This window comes from Collinsella sp. SGI.178 (genome assembly GCF_050313495.1).
GTDB lineage: Bacteria > Actinomycetota > Coriobacteriia > Coriobacteriales > Coriobacteriaceae > Collinsella.
In genome coordinates this window covers 1-18,619 of sequence record NZ_JBNPLM010000017.1, presented here as the reverse complement: position 1 = coordinate 18,619, position 18,619 = coordinate 1, and the positions used below count along the sequence as shown (strand labels likewise).

Genomic DNA, 18,619 nt, shown 5'->3' with positions numbered 1-18,619 from the left:
GTTCGCCGTCTGTCCGTCCTCTTTAACTAGACATTTTGAAGAGGGGAGTTTATTGCACAGAGCCACTCCTTCCCTCGATGTTTATCCAGTTCACGCCCTGGAACCAAATAGTGCCACCGTGTTGCCAATTCGTCTGCTTTTTGACGAGGGGTTATGAGCTGTAACGTCAATCGAAGGGAAATAGTCATGAAACGAAATATTACTAAAAAGATGCCCATGATGGGTTTGCTTGTTCTGCTCACCTGTTCTCTGGGGTTCATTTCGGCCTGTTCACAGAATGATGCAAACGCTGCAAAGTCGAAATATGTCGACGATAAGGCGATGAATGTTATCGCCGCCGGGTTCGAGAGAAGGTTCGACGTCATTGAATCTAATGCAAACGATGATGATCCTCATTCAACCGAGAACATCCAGGAAGCTATTGAGGCCGAAATCAAGAACGACAAGGAACTCAAGAACGCTAGGTTTAAGGATTCCAAGATGCAACAAGACGTAATCACATATCTGAATCTGCTTGATGACCAGCTTAAGGTGACCGAGGACTACTCGCAATCGTCTGCGGATTATTACGAAGAGTGGAATAAAGTCTACGATAAGCGGTCTGCGCAACTCAAGAAGCTTGTTGATAATTACGGGCTGGAAGTAGGGGAAAAATATAAGGATGATTTCAACGACTTAATTAAGAATGGAAAGTCCGTAACAGAGAAGACCTGCTATGAGGATGCCATCAACAGTTTGATTCAGGGAGCAAATTTCGAAAAATCGGATGACGGTTACGGTCTGTATACGTATACGGCGGTAGTTGAGAACACCTCTGGTATATCGTTCTCTAACGTCAGCCTGACACTTGCTCTCTATGATGCAGATGACATCAAAGCGGAGGAGACCTATGCGGACACTTCTTCGTGGGCGCCGGGTGAGAAAGTCAAGTTCGAGGCAATGTCCGATGTTGACGCTGCGCGCGTTGTCGCATCTGTTTCCAGCTACGATGTAAATAAATAAGTTCTGCACGGAAGGGGCGGGTTAATCGGCAATGAATGGTTGACCTGCCCGTTTTATGCCAAATATTGAGCAACAAGTGCTGCGAACGAATGTGTATTATTTCGGATTGCAAACAACTGCCCTCGTCTAAAGACATGCTGAAAACGACAATTAAGGCATGAGGTATAACCCACGGCAGTTTCTTAAATAACAGGGATTTTGAAAGGAATAGGGGATGGATGAGATGGAGGAAGGCATGGGGGCGCTGAAAGCGAAACTCGGGAGAATCCTGACAAAGCCCAAGGTATTCTTTGCGGGCCTGGCGCTTGGCGGAGTGATTGTGGCTGTACTTTTCATTACCATCTTTAGTAACGGCAAAGCTGCGGGCGCGAAAGAAACGACCCCCAATACGCTTTCCCCGTCGGTCGTGTTTGAACGCATCGCTTCCCAGAACGAGATGGTTTCTGCATCGCAGAACTATGCGATTGTCGATAAGGTGACGGATACCAAGAGGTTCTTCGATTGGTTTGATATCCCGTTTACGGAAAACAGCTTTTGGTACCGCTATGTGGGAACCATTAAGGCGGGTGTGAATCTCGAGACGGCAGAGATACATACAAACAAGAAAAAGCTGACCATTACGATGGATGAGCCTTATGTAATCTCGAACACGCCGGATATGAATAAGTCGGGTGCTCTCGAGGAACGCAACAACATCCTCAACCCCATTGAGGTCAAAGATGTCACGGCGTTTGAAGCGCAGTGCAAGGAGCGGAGTGAAAGCGAGGCCATCAAGGATGGCAAGCTGCTCGAAGAGGCTCGAGTGAACGCCGAAGCAAATATCCGTGCGATGTTCAACTCGGCATTTGGCGATGAATATACGGTTGATTTCGACTATCGGAAATAGGAGGTCACTATGGAGGATAAAGACGATCTAGCTGTTGTCGAAAGGGAGGAGCTGTCGCGACATAAGCAGAGCTTTGATATCCGTAAGGCCGCTGCCGGGTTGGTTGATGGCGCCGGAAGCGCGATGGCGGGCGCGGTTGCAACCGTACAGAAAGTTGCCGATGGTGTAATGTGTGCTGCAACTCCGATGGTCGATGACGCCTTGGCGGCTATTGCTGATGCGGCCGATGGTGCGGCAGGTGCTGCTGCGGATATCGGTGACGCCATCAACGATTGGGCATACCAGCAGCAGCTTAATAGATACAGGCCGGTAACCAAGGAGACCTATCAGAGTCCTTCATTTTATTTGCCGAATATGATTCGAATTGTTGACGGAAATGAGCGTCGGGGCATCGACGCCTGTAGGGATGCCATTGGTTGGCTGGATACCGTTAAGGGTACGCAGATTTTCAATCTGTACCGCGAGGCAATCGGGGATAGCGAATTGTCTTTCTACCCTAAACCATCTCTTTATTCCACATATTACATAGATGCTTTTGATCGGTCTCGCTTTGTTGATCTTGACTCTTATTTCGCAACCATGCAACAAGACAAGATGGCCGAGTTGAGACGGATTGCGTTCATGCTTGGCGCGAAGCGCTGCAAGTTGGAGGTGACGGAGTACGAGGAAACTCGGAGAGGCCACCAGGTTAAGGGAAATGCCAAAGCGGGAAAGAAGGGCTCGGCTCGAATCAACGGCTCTTTGAGCGATTTAACGAGAAATGAGAAGAAAATCCTGTTTACACAGGAATTTGAGGGAGACATGGTTCCACAGCGCCCTGAACTCCATTGGTATGCCCATGACTCTGACATTCTCTTGTTAATCGAAACGAGATGCGGTGGAGAGGATAAAAACAAGGCGAAGAGCTATCGGGTTGAATTGAAAAGCGAGACGACCATGACCATGTCCGTATCGCTTGCTATGGCTATCGATGAGGCATGCAGCAAGCTGAACATAAGGGCGAATTCGAGCCTGACAAGCCAAGCTAAGCGGGAACTTCGGCAGTCATTTGTATTTGAAGTTGAATTCTGACGTGAATTGCTAGCAGCCAAATGCGGCAAAGGGACTGTCCCTTTGCCGCATTTGATGTCAAAACCATTTTGTCAAGGACTAGAGAGTTTGAAAGTCTACCATTTCTGCCCCGTCCCCTAATGGCAGGTTTTTACATGCCGGCAAAGCCTGTCTGGCGCAGGGCTTCGTAGAGGACGATGGCGGCGCTGTTGGAGAGGTTGAGTGCGCTGATGCGGTAGTCGTCCGGATTGACGAAGTTGCCGCAGATATCCTGCCGAAGGATGGCCTCATGGCCGTCCTCGGTATGTCCGAGTGATTCCTCGTGGGCTTCCCATGCCTCGGCGTTGCCAAGCGAATCGCAATCGCGCAGCATCGGGATGCGCTCGCAGCGCTCGGGCGCCGCGGCGAGCAGCCCTTCGGGAATGCCCGAGCTCTCGCTGCCAAAGACCAAATAGTCGCCGTCACGGTAAGTGCTTTGCGCATAGGTTCGGCGTGCCTTTTTGGTCAGCAGATGCAAGCGGTCGTCGGCGGGGGAAAGGTCATTGCGCGCAAGGAAACCCTCCCAGCTGGCATAGGTCGTCACGTCCAAGTTTTGCCAGTAGCCCAGGCCGGCGCGACGCACCGTTTTGTCGTCGAGCGAAAAGCCCAGTGGCTCCACCAGATGCAGGCGGGCGCCGGTGACCACGCAGGTACGGCCGATATTACCCGTATTGGCCGGAATCTCGGGCGCATACAGCACGATATTGAACATGAATCTCCTTGGCATAGAACGAAAAACCACCACGAAGGGGCAGTCGCCTTCGTGGTGGTTTGATGGTTACGTGGGCGGAAAACGCCCACTTGGATAACCTAAGCGCGGTGCCAGTCGGTCAGGCAGGCATCAAGGGCGGCGATGAGCGCATCCTTGTCCATGTGACGGCCGATGATGCACAGGCTCGTCATGCGGTCGCCCGTCTCGTCGTCCCAAATCTGCATGATCTCGGGGTTCTCGTCGATGATCTTCTGCTTCTCGCCCTCGGGCGCCGAGTCGACAAACAGGCCGTTCTCCATCAGGCGCATCTGGCGGCCGGCCTGCTCGAACATGTAGCACATGTCCGGATCGCCGGTCTGCCACAGCGGACCCTTGACGCGAATGACCTCGTCGGGCCACTCCTGCTCAACAAAATCGGTGAACTTCTGCAGGTCAAACGGCTTACGGCGCGAGTACACAAAGGTCTCGATGTCGTACTCGAGCACCTCGGGGTCGTCGTGCTCCTCGGGATGCTCCATGGCCTCGATCCAGGCGGCGGAGTTGTAGGCGCGCATAAAGTCGAAGCGATCGGTATCGAGCAGCTCCTCCATGGGGACCTCGCCGTTTTGAGCCTCGACAATCACGGCGTCCTTCTGCAGGCTGCGCACGATGGCCTTGAGCTCGGCGATCTGCTCAGGGCTCACGGTATCGGTCTTGTTGAGGATCAGCGTGGAGCAAAACTCGATCTGCTGGATGAGCAGGCTCTCGATGTCGTCCTCGTCGATATCCTCGGCCAGCAGGTCGCGACCGCCGTTGAACTCGTCGTACATGCGGGCGCAGTCGACCACGGCAACGATGTTGTCGAGCGCGAGCTTGGGTTCGCCGCCCACTTTGGCCTCGTCGCAGAAGCTCGAGATGGTGTAGGCGATGGGGATGGGCTCGCAAATACCGGAGGCCTCGATGATGATGTAGTCGAAATTGCCCGAATCGGCAATGCCCTGCAGCTGGTTGGCCAGGTCGTCCGAAAGCGTGCAGCAGATGCAGCCGTTGGTGAGCGGGATGAGGTCGTCGGTCTCAGAAAGGCCACCGTCGGCGATAAGGCTGGCGTCGACGTTGATCTCGCCGATATCGTTGACGATCACGGCGGCGCGGATACCGCCGTCGTTGGCGAGGATATGGTTGAGCAGCGTGGTCTTGCCGGCACCGAGGTATCCGGTAAGCATGATGATCTTCACGGGTTTGTTGGGCATGTGCCCTCCTTTGTTAGACATGGCTTACAGTAAAATCATATGCCAAACGCCTGCTCTTATACCCACGTGCCGGCAAATAACACAGGCTACTCCCAGGCTCCCCATACATCGGGGCAATAACCGACGGTGGCCTTTTTGCCGTTGCGCACGATGGGCTCGGCCAGTACCTGCTGATTCTCGAGCAGCTTATCAAAGCGCTGGCTGGGAGTGAGGTGCTGGATAAGTGCGAGTGCCTCCTCGTCCTTGGCTTTGGGGTTGAGCAGCTTGTCGATGCCGCCGACCGCCTGCATCACGCTCGTGAGCTCGCCTTTGCTCATCTCCTTTTCCTTAAGGTCAATAAACTGCACCTTAATGCGGCGCTCCTTAAAATAGCGCTGGGCCTTCTTGGTATCGAAGGACTTTTTGGTGCCGAAGATTTGCACGTTCATAGCATGTTCCGCCGTTCTAACGAACGGCGGTCACCTCGACGCTGCAAAGCCATCTGATGGGCAATCTGCCTTTCAATCGTCGGGCGCGGGCAACAGCCCAGCGCCCTCCTCTTTCAAGGCACCTCGCCTCATCAGCTGGCTTTTCGCTGACATTGATAGAACATCGAGGTGACCACCGCTGGACTTATCGAATGAAGTTGGTGCGCTCGCGATCGGCTTCGGGCGCGCTGATGCCGGCGGCCTGTCCTGCTTCGATACATTGCAGGAGCCAGGCCATGTTCTTGCCGATGTTGCGCATGGTGGCAAGGCCCTCGGCATCCCCATCGGCGTCGCCGGGCACGCGACCAAAGACGTTGTTCCAGTACGTGGAGGCGACTACGGGCATCTGGTTGATGGTGAAGTACTTGTTGAGCACATCGAAGGTGGTCGACGTGCCACCGCGACGGGCGACAGCGACCGCGGCGCCGGGCTTGTGCGCAAAGGCGTGCCCGCCCGCATAGAAGGCGCGATCGAGGGCCGAAAGGATGCGTCCGCTGGGGTGCGCATAGTAGACGGGTGAGCCAAAGACAAAGCCGTCTGCCTGCTCAGCGGCAGCGATGAGCTCGTTCACCACGTCGTCGTCAAAGGTGCAGCGACCGCCAAGCTTGCCGCACTGGCCGCAACCGATACAATCGCGAATGGGCTTGGCGCCCAGCTGAAACACCTCGGTATCAATGCCTTCGGCATTGAGCTGCTCGGCGACTTCGGCGAGTGCGCGGGCGGTGTTGCCGTTTGCCTTGGGACTGCCATTGACCAAAAGAACCTTCATCACAAACTCCCTCTGCTGTCGGTGACTTCTGCTGAGAATTATCTCACGTTGCGTGCGATGACGTTGGCATGGTGCGGGCGATGTTTATCCCGCAACGTTCTTAAGGGCGTTCATGCCTAAGGCCATCTAGGGGCATTGCGGTACGGCATGGGGAATGCATTGGGAAACGTTCGATAAATGCTTATAAACACGTTTTTGACGGCATACGTTGACAGATATACTTGTTGAGTTCAAAAGCATGGGAACGGAGATGGTTGCATGGCACAGCCGGATACGACGCGCACGGTGGGGCTTGCGCTCGAGGGAGGCGGCTACCGCGGTATGTATACGGCGGGCGTGCTCGACGTTTGGATGGAGCACGGTTTGACCTGCGATCATATGGTGGGTGTCTCGGCGGGCGCGGCGTTTGGCTACAACTTTAAATCGCGCCAGATCGGCCGCGCCATTCGCTACAACAAAGCCTATTGTGCCGACAAGCGCTATGCGAGCGTGACCAGCTGGCTGCGAACCGGCGATATGTTCAATGCCGATTTTGCCTATCACGAGGTGCCTATCGAGCGCGATCCCATCGACTTGGAGGCGTATCGCGCCTGCCCCATGCGATTTACGTGCGTGTGTACCGATATCGAGACGGGCAAGGCCGTCTATCACGATCTGCCGTATGGCGACGAGCGCGATATCGAGTGGATTCGGGCATCGTCGGCGATTCCCGTGGCGACCAAGCCCGTCTGGATTGATGGACATCGATATCTGGATGGCGGTGTGGCCGATTCTATTCCCAGCGCATGGCTGTTTGCGCAGGGGTATGACCGTAACATCGTGGTGCTGACGCAGCCGGCGGGCTTTGTGAAACAACCCAATAGCTTGATGCCTATGCTGCGCCGCGTGTTTCGCCGCTATCCAGAGTTTGTCGCGGCGCTTGAGCACCGGCACGAGGTTTATAACGCCACGCTCGATGACCTGACGCGTCGCGAGGCCGGCGACGAGGTTTTTGTGGTGCGTCCGAGCGAATCGGTGAAGGTGCCATCGCTGTGTCGTGAGCCAGAGGAGCTCGAACGTATCTACCAGGTCGGTCGTCGTGATGCGGAGGCCACGTTGCCCGCACTAGAGGTGTATCTGGCAGGGTAGAGCCACGGTCGCTGACTCGGCGGAAAGTGCATCTCAGAATGAGCCTTCGAAATGGGGCATAGTTTCCCATGGAGACCGCTCGGGAAAGCGTGCCCCACTTTTCGGCCGTAGTTTGGGACACAGTTTCCCGTTGGGCGGATTTCGGAAAGCGTGTCCCAGAATTTGCGCCCAGAACGGGATACAGTTTCCCAGACGGCGGATTCCGGAAAGTGCATCCCGGAATCTACGTCTAGACTGGGACACAGTTTCCCGCTGACTCTCTATATGGAAAGCGCATCCCAGAATGGAGGTCCAAACTGGGATGCGCTTTCCGCTATTGAAGATATGAGGCTGCGAATCAGCTGCTCGGCCTATGCCTATGCCTGCTGCCAGGTGTCGACAAGCTCCTTGGCTGCGGCGTGGGGGTCGTCAGCGCTGCAGACGGCGCTCACCACAAAGAAGCCGTCGACGCCGGTGGCCTTGAGCTGCGGCAGATCGGCTTTTTTGACGCCGCCGCCGACCACGATGGGAACGGGGCTTGCCTCATGGAGCGCAGCCAGGTCCTCAAAGCTCTTGGTGATGATGGAGCCATCTGCCGCGCGTCCACAGTCGCGCTTGGTCTCGGTCTCGTGGAGCGGGCCGATGCCCAGGTAGTCGACTAGGCTCATGTCGGCGGTCTTGACGTACTCGAGCATTTCCTCGCAACGGGCCGAGAGGCCCACGATGGCATCGGGGCCCAGAAGCTTGCGGCAGACCTCGACGGGAATATCGCTCTGGCCCACATGCACGCCGTCGACGGAGATACCCTGTTCGCGTGCGGCGAGTACGCAGTCCAGACGGTCGTCGATAAGCAGGGCGACCTTGCCGGTCTTGCCGGCGCGAGCGATAGCCTGCGCGGCGTCGCCCGTCAGCGCGATGATCTCGCGGGCACTTGCCACCTTGGAGCGCACCTGGATGCAGGTAAAGCCGGCATCGAGCGCCTGCGCTACCACATCGCCCACGGGACGTCCCAGCGTGTTTTCGGGGCCGAGTACCAGATAGGCCGAGATATCAAGGTTGTCGCGGATGCTCATCGTGCTTCCTCCTGCTTTTTGATCTGCGCTTCCATGCGCTCGAGTTTGCCGGTCATGGTGTCGGTAAAACCGGGTCGAATATCGGCTTTGAGCACGACTTCGGTGCGGATGCCCTTGCTTGCCAACACAAAGGTTGCGTCGCGTACGACCTGCATGACCTCGTCCCAGTCGCCCTCGATCTCGGTGAACATCGAGGTGGTGCGGTTGGGAAGGCCGCTCTCGCGAATGACGCGCACGACCTCGGCGACCTCGGCGGACAGCTCGTCGCCTGTGCCGCACGGGGCGATGGCTACGGCGACGAGCGTGTTCATGTCGGCAGCGGTTGCGGGTTCGGACATGGCTTATGCCTCCTCGAGCTCGAGGTGGTTATTCGCAATATCCTGAGCGGTCGCGCGGTAGAGTTCGTCGATAAAGGCGACCTTAAAGCTTGCCGGGGCATCAGCGACAGCGGCGGCACGCGTGCCGGCAACGTTGTAGACAGCGGTACCGCAGATGGCTGCCGTAAACGGATCGGCGGCGCAAGCGTACACGGCCAGGACGCCGCCCTGCGAGCAGCCACAGCCGGTAATCTTGGACATGAGCGGGCTGCCGCCGTGGGACTTGGCCACGGTCGTGCCGTCGGTAATCAGGTCGACTTCGCCCGAGACCACTACGGCGCCGCCGGTGTAGCGGGCGAGTGCCACGGCAGCGCCGCGGGCGGCGTCGACCGTATCGGTGGTATCGACACCGCGCACGCGGCTCAGGTCAGCCGCCTCGCCTTCAAGACCCCACAGGCCGGCGAGCGCGATGATCTCGGAGGCGTTGCCGCGCACGATGGCAGGCTTGTACTGCTTGAGCTCGTTTACCAGCTGGGTGCGCAGGCTACCGATGCCCAGGCCCACCGGATCGAGCACCCAGGGTTTGCCGGCGTCGTGTGCCGCCTTGGCCGCACGGGGAATCGTCTGCTCGTAGATGGGGAAGAGCGTGCCCATGTTGAGATAGATGGCGCCGCCGCCGGCAACGAGCGCCTCGCCCTCGTCGGGCAGATAGACCATGGCGGCCGAACCGCCTACGGCGAGCTGCGCGTTGGCGACAAAGTCGATCGTCACCGTGTTGGTGATGGAGCCGGCCATCGGGTTGGTGGCGCGAATCTCCTCCACGGCCTTGACCACATTTTGTTTAAGCTGTTTCGAATCAATCACTGCACATGCCTCCTTGGCATAGAAAAGGGGCGCTGTGCATAGACAGCGCCCCTGTAAAGGCGGCATGCTCCCTACGCCAGCATTAACTGACAGGTTCAAAGGATTGGGCCCCATGCCCTCTCAGCCTTGTGGTTTGCACCGCCGGCACTCCCGCATCGAATCTGTTGTTCCCTATACTAGCGCACCTGCCAAAAAGGGACAGGTTTATTTTGGTAGGTGGCAACTGGGGTGTCGCATTTTCCCAGATAAAACCTGCCAAAATAAACCTGTCCCTTATTGGCAGGTCGCTACAATGGATACGGTGAAAATGACTGGGGGACTCTATGATCAAACTTGTGCTGACCGATATGGACGATACGTTGATTCCAGCCGGGCATGACGGCGCCAGCGACTACGCCATCGAGGGCATTCATGCCATGCAGGCGGCGGGCCTGCACTTTGGCCCGGTTTCGGGCCGTCAGCCTTCCGCGATGGGCTGGATGTTTCGTAATCGTTCCGAGTGCTTCTCGACCGGTGCGTTCTGCAACGGCCAGGTCATGTTTGTCGACGGCGAGGTGGTAGCCTCGCATGCGACCGATAACGCCGCCCTTATTCGCTTGGCTGACTACTTGGAGCAAGAGACCGATGATACCTATCTGAAGGTCTACAGCCTGGGCGATGACTATTGGGACAATGACGCCTATTGCGTGACGAGCGACCCCGAGCGCGTGCGTCGCGCTATGGAGTCGGGCGGCAACGCGTGGCTCAAAGGCGAAGAGGCCCCGTGCCGTCCCGTTGTCGGTGACGCGCCGGTGTTCAAGGCGAATATCTGGAGTGCCCGTTCGCGTGAAGGGCTCGCGGAGCTACGCGAGCGCGTTGCCGCCGAGGTGCCGGAACTCTCGCTTGTGTTTCCCAACAACCGAGTGCGCCTGTTTGACATTCTTCCGGCTGGTTGGGACAAGGGCTGTGCCACGCTGGAGCTGGCGCGTGCTTTGGGCCTAACGCCCGACGAGGTGGCGGTGTTCGGCGATTCCGATAACGATCTGCCCATGATTAATGCCGTTCCCAACTCCGTTGCAGTCGCCAATGCCAATGAGGCCGTCACGGCTTCCGCGCGTTGGCATATCGGTGCTGCGGCAGACGATGCGGTTGCCGGGGCTCTGCATGAGATTGCCGCCTGCGCCGCGACGGGGGCGATGCCGTCGTTTATGCGCCAGGTGGACGCGACGGGTCATGGCGTCGCGAACGTCTAGGGAGAAAGTCATGAAGCTTCAGCAGCTCAGGTATGTTGTTAAGGTTGCCGAATGCGGCAGCATTACCGAGGCCTCGCGCCGGCTCTTTGTGTCGCAGCCTTCGATTACCGCGTCGATTCGCGATCTCGAAAACGAGATGGGTGTGCACATCTTTGAGCGCACCAACAAGGGCGTCATTGTGTCCGAGGAAGGCGAGACATTCTTGGGCTACGCGCGCCAGGTACTCGATCAGGCCGATCTGCTCGAGGATAAGTACAAGGGTGCATCCGAGCAGGTGCCGCACTTTAGTGTGAGCTGTCAGCATTATTCCTTTGCCGTTAATGCGTTTGTCGACGTGATCCGTGAGTTCGATGCCGCGCGCTACGACTTTACCCTGCGCGAGGAACAGACTCACGAGATCATCGAAGATGTCGCGCACATGAAGAGTGAACTGGGCATTCTGTACTTATCCGAACATAACCGCGAGGTTATCGAGCGCATGCTGGCGGCCAACGAGCTCGTATTCGAAGGACTCTTCTGCGCCACGCCGCACGTCTTTGTATGCGCCGACCATCCACTGGCGGACCACGCCAGCGTGACGCTCGAGGACTTGGAAGACTATCCGTTCCTATCCTATGAACAGGGCAGCTACAACTCGTTTTACTATTCCGAGGAACTGACCTCGACGTTTGAGCGCCGCAAGAATATCCGCGTGCGCGACCGTGCGACGTTGTTCAACCTAGCCATGGGTCTCAACGGCTACACGGTGTGTTCGGGCGTGATTAGCCACGAGCTTAATGGCCCCGGTATTATCTCGATTCCGCTCGATGTGGATGAATACATGGAGATTGGCATTATCACGCGCAAGAATACGACGCTCACGCGCTATGGACAGGCTTATGTCGAGGCCATCCGGAGGCATATCTAACCGGTAGCGTTTGATGTTGCTGTCTTGAGCTGTCGAAATGGATATAGGAAAACTATATGGCAAACATATATAAACGCATATTTTACGATAACCAGGAGTGCGCTCATACTCTTTCTCGCTAAAGCAGTCCATGCAAAAGGAGATTCCTATGAGCAATTCCACCCAGCTCAAAGCGCCGTTTCGCGCCGATATCGTCGGCAGTTTTCTTCGTCCGCAGGCCGTAAAGGACGCCCGCGCTGCCTATGCGGCAGGCGCGCTTGATGCCGAGGGACTTAAGGCAGTCGAGGACGAGGCCATTCGCGATTTGGTGGCAAAGCAAAAGGCCGCCGGCCTGCAGGTCATCACCGACGGCGAGTTCCGCCGCAGCTACTGGCACCTCGATTTTATGTGGGGTCTCAACGGCATCGAGCGCCGCACCTCGCGTACGGGCTATATGTTCCACGATGAGGAGACTACCGCCGACACCGCCGTGGTGACCGGGCCTATTAGCGGCGAGAACCATCCGTTCGTCGAGCACTTCAAGTTTGTTAAGGCGCTTGAGGGCGAGGGCCAGGTTGCGCGGCAAACCATTCCGGCGCCGATCCAGACGTTCTCCGAAGTCACGCTCGACCGCTGCGATGGCCAGCAGGAGAGCCTGCGCGCCGTCTACAAGACCGACGAAGAGCTCGCCGATGCCATCACCGCAGCATACCGCACCGTGATCGCCGATCTGTATGCCGCGGGTTGCCGCAACATCCAATTTGATGACTGCACCTGGGGCATCTATTGCGATACTGACTTTGTGTCCAAGACCGGCATGAGCCCGGTTGACCTGCAAAAGGTGAGCGAGCTGGGCGTGGCGCTCAACAATGCTGCCATCGCGGGCAAGCCTGACGACTTGGTGATCAATACGCATGTATGCCGTGGCAACTACCACTCTACTTATGCCTTTGAGGGCGGCTATGATCCCATCGCCCCGTACCTGTTTGCGCATGAGGACGTTGACGCGTTCTATCTTGAGTTCGACACTCCGCGCGCCGGTGGTTTTGAGCCGCTCAGGTATGTTGCGCCCGGTAAGAAGGTCGTGTTGGGCCTGGTGACCACCAAGGCAGCCGAGCTCGAGGACGAGGACGCGATCGTCGAGCGTATTCATGAGGCAGCAAAGTACGTGCCGCTTGAGAATCTGTATCTGTCTCCGCAGTGTGGCTTTGCCAGCTGCGAGATTGGCAACAAGCTGACCGAAGGCGAGCAGTGGGCAAAGATCGCGCTGGTCAAGCGTATTGCCGAACATGTTTGGAAATAGCGGTACCGTTTGCAAGTGACGGCGCGTGCGAGACATGGTGTATCGCGTACAATGGTTCGGACCGTATCGTTCGGGCAGGTTATCCGCTATGCCCGAGCGCCCTTCCATTCGAAAGGACATCCATGTCCCAGTCCTCGACGCCCGCCGTCACCGATGCCATCTACGACGCTTCGTCGCTCGGCTGCCCGCGCATGTTCCTGCTCGGTCTGCAGCACCTGTTTGCCATGTTTGGTGCCACGGTGCTGGTGCCCGTGCTCACCGGCCTTTCGGTATCGGCAACGCTTTTGTTTGCCGGCTTGGGCACGCTGCTATTCCACTTCCTGTCACGCGGTAAGGTCCCCGCATTTTTGGGCTCATCGTTTGCCTTTATTGCCGGTTATGCCGCAATCGCGCCCAACGGCGAGGCCGAGCTCTTGCCCTACGCTTGCCTGGGCGTTGCCTGCGCCGGTTTGCTCTACCCGGTGCTTGCGGCGCTCTTCCGCGCGTTTGGCGCCAAGCGCGTCATGCGCTTCTTCCCGCCGGTGGTGACTGGCCCCATTGTCATTTCGATCGGTCTGATCCTGGCGAGTTCCGCTATTGCCAACTGCCAGACTAACTGGCTCGTTGCCGTGGTTGCCGTCGCCGTAATCGTCATCTGCAATATTTGGGGTCGCGGCATGGTCAAGATCGTGCCGATTTTACTGGGCGTCGTGGTGAGCTATGCCGTTGCGGCTGCGCTGGGCGAGGTCGATTTCTCCGGCGTCGCAGCCGCTCCCTGGCTTGGCTTGCCTGTCGTGTGGGACAACACGGTGTTTGCACTCTTTGGGCCGCAGTTCGATAGCGGCCTTGCCACGACGGCCATCATCACCATCATGCCGCTGGCCTTTGCAACCATGATTGAGCATATCGGCGATATATCCGCTATTGGCTCCACCTGCGAGCGCAACTACATCGCCGATCCCGGCCTGCATCGCACGCTGCTCGGTGATGGTCTCGCCACGATTCTGGCTTCGCTCTTTGGCGCTCCGGCTAACACCACGTATGGCGAGAACACCGGCGTGCTCGCCCTGACGCGCGTGTTTGACCCGCGCGTGATTCGCATTGCCGCGTGCTGCGCCATCGTGCTTTCGTTCTGCCCCAAGTTCGCTGCCGTGATCGCCGCCATGCCGGCATGCGTTATCGGCGGCGTGTCGCTCGTGCTCTATGGCATGATCAGCGCCGTGGGCGTCCGTAACCTCATCGAGAACCAGGTCGATTTCCAGAACAACCGCAACGTGCTGGTGGCCGCTCTGGTGCTCGTGCTTTCACTCGGCATTGCCTACAGCGCCGCCGGTGCCATCGTGCTGGAGCTGGGCGGCGTGACGATTTCGCTTTCGGGCCTTGCCGTGGGCTCGCTGGTGGGCATCGTGCTCAACGCGATTCTGCCCGGCAACGACTTTGAGTTCGCCGTTTCTGAACTCGAGGAGACTGTCGAGTAGTAGTTGTGTTCAGCTAAATCAAAAAAAATGGCGCCCGTGCGTACGCGTGGGCGCCATTTTTAATGCGTCAGTATCCAGTGTATGCCGCGGGCCATGCGCAGACCGGTTTGGGCAAAGTGGTTACCGGGGTTGAGCTCGAAGGTCGCGGGGATGCCTCGGTCGCCGAGTAGTTTTTCCATTGCGCGCGTGTCGTCGAGTACGTGCCGCATCATGCGGTTGGGCGTCTTGGTCTCCTTTTTGCCGAGTGATAGATAAACGGCGTTGGGCGCGGCTGGCATCGTGTGCCCGTGTGCGTAATCGAGAAATCCGGGAAACCATAGGGACCCCGATGCGCTTGCGGCGCGGTCAAAGGCATCGGTCTGCCAGAGCGACCAAAGCGAAAAGAGGCCCGCCAATGAGTAACCGGCAATGCCGCGCCAGGTAGGCGGGCAGGGAAGTGATGGCTCGACCTCTGGGATTATCCGATTCAGCAGTTCATCGAGAAACTCGAACGCCTGTCCACCAAAGGGCTCGGCATCGCGCACGGTTCCGTCGCATTCCCAAGGGCTCAGCTCGCGATTCCAATCGAGCCCGCCAATGGCGACCAGGGTGAATGGCGGGCAATCAAGCTCAAGACAACGGCTATAGACCTCGGTGCCATCACCCATGGCCGCGGGAAGGTAAATGACGGGCGCGCTTTCGACATGCTTTGAATGAATGGTTATCTGCTTTTGACGCGCTTCCATGACAAGCTTCTCTCTGCATTTCGACATCTACAAATACGATTGTCGCACGTCGGCGTAGGGACCGTCGCTAAAAGAAAGGCGCAGAGCCGCTTGATACGACTCTGCGCCTTGAGGTTTTGCTTTGGCAGCTTTGCCCTTACGCTACAAAGAAGTAGACGAGGAAGGCGAGTGCTGCGATCCACATGAGCGGCTTGATCTTGGAGGCCTCGCCCTTAAAGAGCGCGACGACCACGTAGGCGATAAAGCCCAGCCCGATGCCGGCAGAGATGGAGTAGGTGAAGGGCACGCCGGCGACAATCATGAACGCTGGGAAACCCTGCGACACGTCGGACCAGTCGATCTCGGAGGCCTCGCTCATCATGAGGTAGCCGACGTAGACCAGAGCACCGCAGGTGGCGGCGCTGGAAACGATGGTGACGATGGGGGAGAAGAACGCGGCGAGAATGAACAGCACGCCGGTGGTGACGGAGGTGAGGCCCGTGCGGCCACCGTCGGCAGCGCCAGAGGTGGACTCGACGAAGGTGGTGATGGAGGAGACGCCCATAAAACCGCCCACAGCAGCGGCGGCGGAGTCGACGAGCAGGATCTCCTTGATATTCTCGACGTTGCCGTCGTCGGTGAGGAACTCGCCCTGCTTGGCCACGGCCATCGCGGTGCCCATGGTGTCGAAGAAGTCACTCATGAGCAGCGAGAACGAGATGACGAGGAGCGTGGGGTCGGTAAGGACCTTGACGATGGCGGGCACGCCGCCGGCGTCGGCGATGGGGCCACCGATGCTCGAGAAGTCGAGCGGGGCGATAATACCGGTCGGAGCATGGGTCACACCTAGGGGGATACCGGCGATAACGGCGACGATGATGCCGATGAGCAGCGAGCCGGGGACGTTGCGGCAGGCGAGGGCGACTGTCACCAGGATGGAGATAATGCCGACGATGAAGGTGGGGGAGGTGATGTCGCCCAGACCGACGAGTGTACCGGCGCCAGCGGTGATAATGCCGGCATCGCACAGGCCAATCATGGCGATGAACAGGCCCAGGCCCACCGAGATGGCGTGACGCAGGACAACCGGGATGGCATCCATGATGGCCTCGCGCAGGCCACAAAGCACGAGCAGCAAGATGACGACGCCCTCAAGGAAGATGACGCTCATGGCCACGTGCCAGTCACCGCCGCAGACGGTGGTGGTGATTCCAGCGATCATCGCGTTGACGCCTAAGCCCGACGCGCAGGCGAGCGGGCGGTTGGCGAAGATGCCCATGCAGATGGTCATGATGCCGGCGCCCAGGCAGGTGGCGCAGGCGAGCGCTCCCGCATCGATGCCAGCGCCCGAGAGCACCGCGGGGTTGACGGCGATGATGTAGGCCATCGCCAGGAATGTTGTCAGTCCAGCGCGGAGTTCGGTCCCGATCGTGGACTTGCGCTCGCTGACGTGAAATAGTTCGTCCATGCATACCCTTTCCTTGTTCGGCCCCGAGTTTAGGCCGATTGACACGAACTTACCTACTATATCGCCTTTGGAAGGTCGATGCTTCTCGCATGTTGAAGTTCGGCGCTTTGTAACAGGCGGACGGTATTTTTCGCATGAAAATATGTAGGTACCGTATACTTAAGCAGTTACATTGAACTCTTTGGAGGAACGTATGATTAAAGAGCTCTGCCGCGACGAGGCTATCCTGTCCCAGCGTTGCGAGGTTGCGACTGTCGAGGACGAGTCGGTCGCACGGGATCTGATCGATACCATCAAGTCGCTCGAGGACGCCGGCTGCCTTGCCGCCAACCAGATTGGCGTCACCAAGAAGGTCTGCGTCTATCTGGACGACGCCGGCGAGCCCCACGTGCTCTACAACCCCCGTCTGGTGTTTGGCCTGGGCGCCAGCAAGATGGAGGAGAGCTGCCTGACGCACGACGAAATCACCAAGTCCACGCGCTATATCAAGTGCAAGGTTGCCTTTGACCAGATCGTCGACGGCAAGATGAAGGAGTGCCGCCGCGACTACACGGGCTTTGAGGCACAAATGATCCAGCATATGATCGATCACTGTCTTGGAAAATTGGTCTAAGGGGACCAAAGCGCCGCACCTTGCCGCTCAATCGTCGCTCGCGTACCTTAAGTACGCTTCGCTCCTCTTTCGTGGCAATCTGCGGTATTTTGACTCCTTAGACGACCTGCGGGGTTGACTTGGTTGAGTTTATCTTGCTTGTGTGGTCCGGGCGTGACGTTATTGTCATGTCCGGGCTTTTGTGTTTAGCGCCTATTTGTTTGGTAACAATGAGCTTAGCAAGGACGAATGGCTAGGAGGCGCCATGTGCACGAGCATTCGATTTACCGATAATTCCGGCAACATGTATCTGGGTCGCAACCTCGACTGGAGCTTTAGCTACGGCCAACAGGTTCGCGTGATGCCCCGCGGGTTCCATATCCCGTATTCGTTTATCGACGATGCGTCGGCGGCACACGCGGTAATCGGCATGTGCATCGATTACAAGAACTATCCTATGTTTTTCGACTGTGGTAACGATGCGGGTCTGGCTGTGGCAGGGCTCAACTTTCCCGGTTATGCCGAGTATGCCGAGGATCCGGTTGATGGAAAGACCAATATCGCGGCCTATGAGTTTCCCCTGTGGGTGGCAGCGACGTTCTCGACGGTCGACGAGGTCGAGGCTGCGCTGCGCGACACGGTGATTGTTGCCAAATCTGCCGGAGAGGGGCTGGGTGTGTCGCTGCTCCATTGGATTATCGGCGACAGCCGGCGCAGCATCGTGGTCGAGATGATGGCTGACGGTCTGCATGTATACGACGATCCGGTCGACACCCTTGCCAATCAGCCGACCTTCCCGTGGCACATGGAAAACCTGCGCACCTATATCACCGCCACAAGCGATTTTCCTCAGACGGCGACATGGCGTGGCGCCGAGCTCAAGCCCTATGGCGCGGGTGCCGGCATGCGCGGTATTCCGGGTGACTGCTATTCGCCGAGCCGTTTTGTAAAGGCGGCATACCTCAATGCCAATTACCCGCAAAAAGACAGCGAGGCCGAGAACGTCATTCGCATGTTCCGCTCGCTCGAGGGGGTGGCGATGATCGAGGGTGCGTCCAAGATGGGTGACGGCAAGTTCGAGAAGACTATCTACACCGGATGCTTTAGCGCGCGCACGGGCAATTACTATTACTCAACGTATGAGGATCCGTCGATTCGCTACGTGAGCCTGATGGATGCCGAGGGCGCGAGCCCCGATAGGCTCGTGGTTCCCGAGCCGCGTCGTTCGTAGCCGGCGGTTTTACTGCAATGCAAAGCGGCCCTGCGCCTCCCGTGAGGCGCAGGGCCGCTGTCGTCGACGCGCGACGTCGTTAGAAGTTGGCGTCGTTGAGTTGTTCGCTCTCGAGGCCGTCGAGCTGCTGCTGTTCGGGCGTATCGGCGACGCTCCCGAGCAGCTCGGTGGGGTCGAAGTTCATGTCCCTACCGGCTTCGTTGCCGTTGCCAAGCTCGTCCGAGAAGATAT

At 57.8% G+C, this 18,619-nt stretch carries 19 protein-coding genes and 1 riboswitch; of the genes, 10 read left to right on the top strand and 9 right to left on the bottom strand.

Features of this window, described 5'->3' with window-relative positions; translation table 11 throughout:
- Positions 1-186 precede the first annotated feature (186 nt).
- The 3 genes from ACQRAQ_RS06105 (at position 187) to ACQRAQ_RS06095 (ending at position 2,959) form a co-directional block, all read left to right on the top strand.
- Positions 187-1,002, top strand: coding sequence for an FxLYD domain-containing protein (locus ACQRAQ_RS06105; RefSeq protein WP_427794255.1), 816 nt, complete (start codon positions 187-189; stop codon positions 1,000-1,002).
- Positions 1,003-1,216: 214 nt separating this feature from the next.
- Complete coding sequence (locus ACQRAQ_RS06100) at positions 1,217-1,888, top strand: DUF4230 domain-containing protein (RefSeq protein WP_427794254.1); 672 nt, start codon at positions 1,217-1,219, stop codon at positions 1,886-1,888.
- Positions 1,889-1,897: 9 nt separating this feature from the next.
- On the top strand, positions 1,898-2,959 hold the full coding sequence (locus ACQRAQ_RS06095) for a hypothetical protein (RefSeq protein WP_427794253.1): 1,062 nt from the start codon (positions 1,898-1,900) through the stop codon (positions 2,957-2,959).
- A gap of 130 nt (positions 2,960-3,089) precedes the next feature.
- On the opposite strand, the gene ACQRAQ_RS06090 is transcribed toward ACQRAQ_RS06095, so the two are convergent.
- From ACQRAQ_RS06090 to ACQRAQ_RS06075, 4 genes are all read right to left on the bottom strand, one after another.
- The gene (locus tag ACQRAQ_RS06090) at positions 3,090-3,689 is read right to left on the bottom strand and encodes a tRNA (cytidine(34)-2'-O)-methyltransferase (protein WP_427794252.1); all 600 of its coding nucleotides are present in this window, start codon (positions 3,687-3,689) and stop codon (positions 3,090-3,092) included.
- A 98-nt stretch (positions 3,690-3,787) separates the two neighbouring features.
- Positions 3,788-4,918, bottom strand: a complete 1,131-nt coding sequence (locus tag ACQRAQ_RS06085; protein WP_427747510.1) for a GTP-binding protein — start codon at positions 4,916-4,918, stop codon at positions 3,788-3,790.
- Positions 4,919-5,004: 86 nt separating this feature from the next.
- Entirely contained in the window at positions 5,005-5,346 is a 342-nt protein-coding gene (locus tag ACQRAQ_RS06080; protein WP_427794251.1) for an arsenate reductase family protein, read from the bottom strand.
- A 184-nt stretch (positions 5,347-5,530) separates the two neighbouring features.
- Complete coding sequence (locus ACQRAQ_RS06075; protein ID WP_427728306.1) at positions 5,531-6,154, bottom strand: flavodoxin family protein; 624 nt, start codon at positions 6,152-6,154, stop codon at positions 5,531-5,533.
- Positions 6,155-6,412: 258 nt separating this feature from the next.
- Here ACQRAQ_RS06075 and ACQRAQ_RS06070 point away from each other — a divergent pair, with 258 nt between their 5' ends.
- The gene (locus tag ACQRAQ_RS06070; protein WP_427794250.1) at positions 6,413-7,282 is read left to right on the top strand and encodes a patatin-like phospholipase family protein; all 870 of its coding nucleotides are present in this window, start codon (positions 6,413-6,415) and stop codon (positions 7,280-7,282) included.
- Between the two features lie 356 nt (positions 7,283-7,638).
- On the opposite strand, the gene ACQRAQ_RS06065 is transcribed toward ACQRAQ_RS06070, so the two are convergent.
- From ACQRAQ_RS06065 to thiM, 3 genes are read right to left on the bottom strand one after another with little or no spacing between them, the layout of a single operon-like run.
- A complete protein-coding gene (locus ACQRAQ_RS06065; protein ID WP_427794249.1) occupies positions 7,639-8,334 on the bottom strand; it encodes a thiamine phosphate synthase in 696 nt (231 codons plus the stop codon).
- The gene (locus ACQRAQ_RS06060) at positions 8,331-8,672 is read right to left on the bottom strand and encodes a thiamine-binding protein (protein ID WP_427719764.1); all 342 of its coding nucleotides are present in this window, start codon (positions 8,670-8,672) and stop codon (positions 8,331-8,333) included. The genes ACQRAQ_RS06065 and ACQRAQ_RS06060 overlap by 4 nt, the downstream gene beginning before the upstream one ends.
- 3 nt (positions 8,673-8,675) lie before the next feature.
- Positions 8,676-9,515 (bottom strand): hydroxyethylthiazole kinase, encoded by an 840-nt coding sequence (gene thiM, locus ACQRAQ_RS06055; protein WP_370450622.1) that lies wholly within the window; start codon positions 9,513-9,515, stop codon positions 8,676-8,678.
- A gap of 51 nt (positions 9,516-9,566) precedes the next feature.
- Positions 9,567-9,677, bottom strand: a riboswitch (TPP riboswitch).
- Between the two features lie 161 nt (positions 9,678-9,838).
- On the opposite strand from thiM, the gene ACQRAQ_RS06050 reads away from it, so the two are divergent.
- The 4 genes from ACQRAQ_RS06050 (at position 9,839) to ACQRAQ_RS06035 (ending at position 14,393) form a co-directional block, all read left to right on the top strand.
- Entirely contained in the window at positions 9,839-10,747 is a 909-nt protein-coding gene (locus ACQRAQ_RS06050; RefSeq protein ID WP_427794248.1) for an HAD-IIB family hydrolase, read from the top strand.
- A gap of 10 nt (positions 10,748-10,757) precedes the next feature.
- Positions 10,758-11,654 (top strand): LysR family transcriptional regulator, encoded by an 897-nt coding sequence (locus tag ACQRAQ_RS06045; protein WP_427747880.1) that lies wholly within the window; start codon positions 10,758-10,760, stop codon positions 11,652-11,654.
- Positions 11,655-11,802: 148 nt separating this feature from the next.
- A complete protein-coding gene (locus ACQRAQ_RS06040; RefSeq protein ID WP_427794247.1) occupies positions 11,803-12,936 on the top strand; it encodes a 5-methyltetrahydropteroyltriglutamate--homocysteine S-methyltransferase in 1,134 nt (377 codons plus the stop codon).
- A gap of 122 nt (positions 12,937-13,058) precedes the next feature.
- A complete protein-coding gene (locus ACQRAQ_RS06035) occupies positions 13,059-14,393 on the top strand; it encodes a uracil-xanthine permease family protein (protein WP_427794246.1) in 1,335 nt (444 codons plus the stop codon).
- A gap of 59 nt (positions 14,394-14,452) precedes the next feature.
- Here the strand turns inward: ACQRAQ_RS06035 and ACQRAQ_RS06030 are convergent, their stop codons facing one another.
- Both ACQRAQ_RS06030 and ACQRAQ_RS06025 read right to left on the bottom strand, forming a co-directional pair.
- Positions 14,453-15,118, bottom strand: a complete 666-nt coding sequence (locus ACQRAQ_RS06030; RefSeq protein WP_427794245.1) for an alpha/beta hydrolase — start codon at positions 15,116-15,118, stop codon at positions 14,453-14,455.
- A 136-nt stretch (positions 15,119-15,254) separates the two neighbouring features.
- On the bottom strand, positions 15,255-16,565 hold the full coding sequence (locus ACQRAQ_RS06025) for an NCS2 family permease (protein WP_427794244.1): 1,311 nt from the start codon (positions 16,563-16,565) through the stop codon (positions 15,255-15,257).
- A gap of 193 nt (positions 16,566-16,758) precedes the next feature.
- On the opposite strand from ACQRAQ_RS06025, the gene ACQRAQ_RS06020 reads away from it, so the two are divergent.
- Positions 16,759-17,178 (top strand): peptide deformylase, encoded by a 420-nt coding sequence (locus ACQRAQ_RS06020; protein WP_427794243.1) that lies wholly within the window; start codon positions 16,759-16,761, stop codon positions 17,176-17,178.
- 244 nt (positions 17,179-17,422) lie between these two features.
- Complete coding sequence (gene bsh, locus ACQRAQ_RS06015; RefSeq protein WP_427719772.1) at positions 17,423-18,388, top strand: choloylglycine hydrolase; 966 nt, start codon at positions 17,423-17,425, stop codon at positions 18,386-18,388.
- Positions 18,389-18,619 lie beyond the last annotated feature (231 nt).

What these genes read in the sequence shown, in the direction of transcription:
- ACQRAQ_RS06105 (WP_427794255.1), top strand. Translation starts at nt 187, where the DNA reads ATGAAACGAAATATTACTAAAAAGATGCCCATGATGGGTTTGCTTGTT.
- ACQRAQ_RS06100 (WP_427794254.1), top strand. Translation starts at nt 1,217, where the DNA reads ATGGATGAGATGGAGGAAGGCATGGGGGCGCTGAAAGCGAAACTCGGG.
- ACQRAQ_RS06095 (WP_427794253.1), top strand. Translation starts at nt 1,898, where the DNA reads ATGGAGGATAAAGACGATCTAGCTGTTGTCGAAAGGGAGGAGCTGTCG.
- ACQRAQ_RS06090 (WP_427794252.1), bottom strand. Translation starts at nt 3,689, where the DNA reads ATGTTCAATATCGTGCTGTATGCGCCCGAGATTCCGGCCAATACGGGT.
- ACQRAQ_RS06085 (WP_427747510.1), bottom strand. Translation starts at nt 4,918, where the DNA reads ATGCCCAACAAACCCGTGAAGATCATCATGCTTACCGGATACCTCGGT.
- ACQRAQ_RS06080 (WP_427794251.1), bottom strand. Translation starts at nt 5,346, where the DNA reads ATGAACGTGCAAATCTTCGGCACCAAAAAGTCCTTCGATACCAAGAAG.
- ACQRAQ_RS06075 (WP_427728306.1), bottom strand. Translation starts at nt 6,154, where the DNA reads ATGAAGGTTCTTTTGGTCAATGGCAGTCCCAAGGCAAACGGCAACACC.
- ACQRAQ_RS06070 (WP_427794250.1), top strand. Translation starts at nt 6,413, where the DNA reads ATGGCACAGCCGGATACGACGCGCACGGTGGGGCTTGCGCTCGAGGGA.
- ACQRAQ_RS06065 (WP_427794249.1), bottom strand. Translation starts at nt 8,334, where the DNA reads ATGAGCATCCGCGACAACCTTGATATCTCGGCCTATCTGGTACTCGGC.
- ACQRAQ_RS06060 (WP_427719764.1), bottom strand. Translation starts at nt 8,672, where the DNA reads ATGTCCGAACCCGCAACCGCTGCCGACATGAACACGCTCGTCGCCGTA.
- ACQRAQ_RS06050 (WP_427794248.1), top strand. Translation starts at nt 9,839, where the DNA reads ATGATCAAACTTGTGCTGACCGATATGGACGATACGTTGATTCCAGCC.
- ACQRAQ_RS06045 (WP_427747880.1), top strand. Translation starts at nt 10,758, where the DNA reads ATGAAGCTTCAGCAGCTCAGGTATGTTGTTAAGGTTGCCGAATGCGGC.
- ACQRAQ_RS06040 (WP_427794247.1), top strand. Translation starts at nt 11,803, where the DNA reads ATGAGCAATTCCACCCAGCTCAAAGCGCCGTTTCGCGCCGATATCGTC.
- ACQRAQ_RS06035 (WP_427794246.1), top strand. Translation starts at nt 13,059, where the DNA reads ATGTCCCAGTCCTCGACGCCCGCCGTCACCGATGCCATCTACGACGCT.
- ACQRAQ_RS06030 (WP_427794245.1), bottom strand. Translation starts at nt 15,118, where the DNA reads ATGGAAGCGCGTCAAAAGCAGATAACCATTCATTCAAAGCATGTCGAA.
- ACQRAQ_RS06025 (WP_427794244.1), bottom strand. Translation starts at nt 16,565, where the DNA reads ATGGACGAACTATTTCACGTCAGCGAGCGCAAGTCCACGATCGGGACC.
- ACQRAQ_RS06020 (WP_427794243.1), top strand. Translation starts at nt 16,759, where the DNA reads ATGATTAAAGAGCTCTGCCGCGACGAGGCTATCCTGTCCCAGCGTTGC.
- bsh (WP_427719772.1), top strand. Translation starts at nt 17,423, where the DNA reads ATGTGCACGAGCATTCGATTTACCGATAATTCCGGCAACATGTATCTG.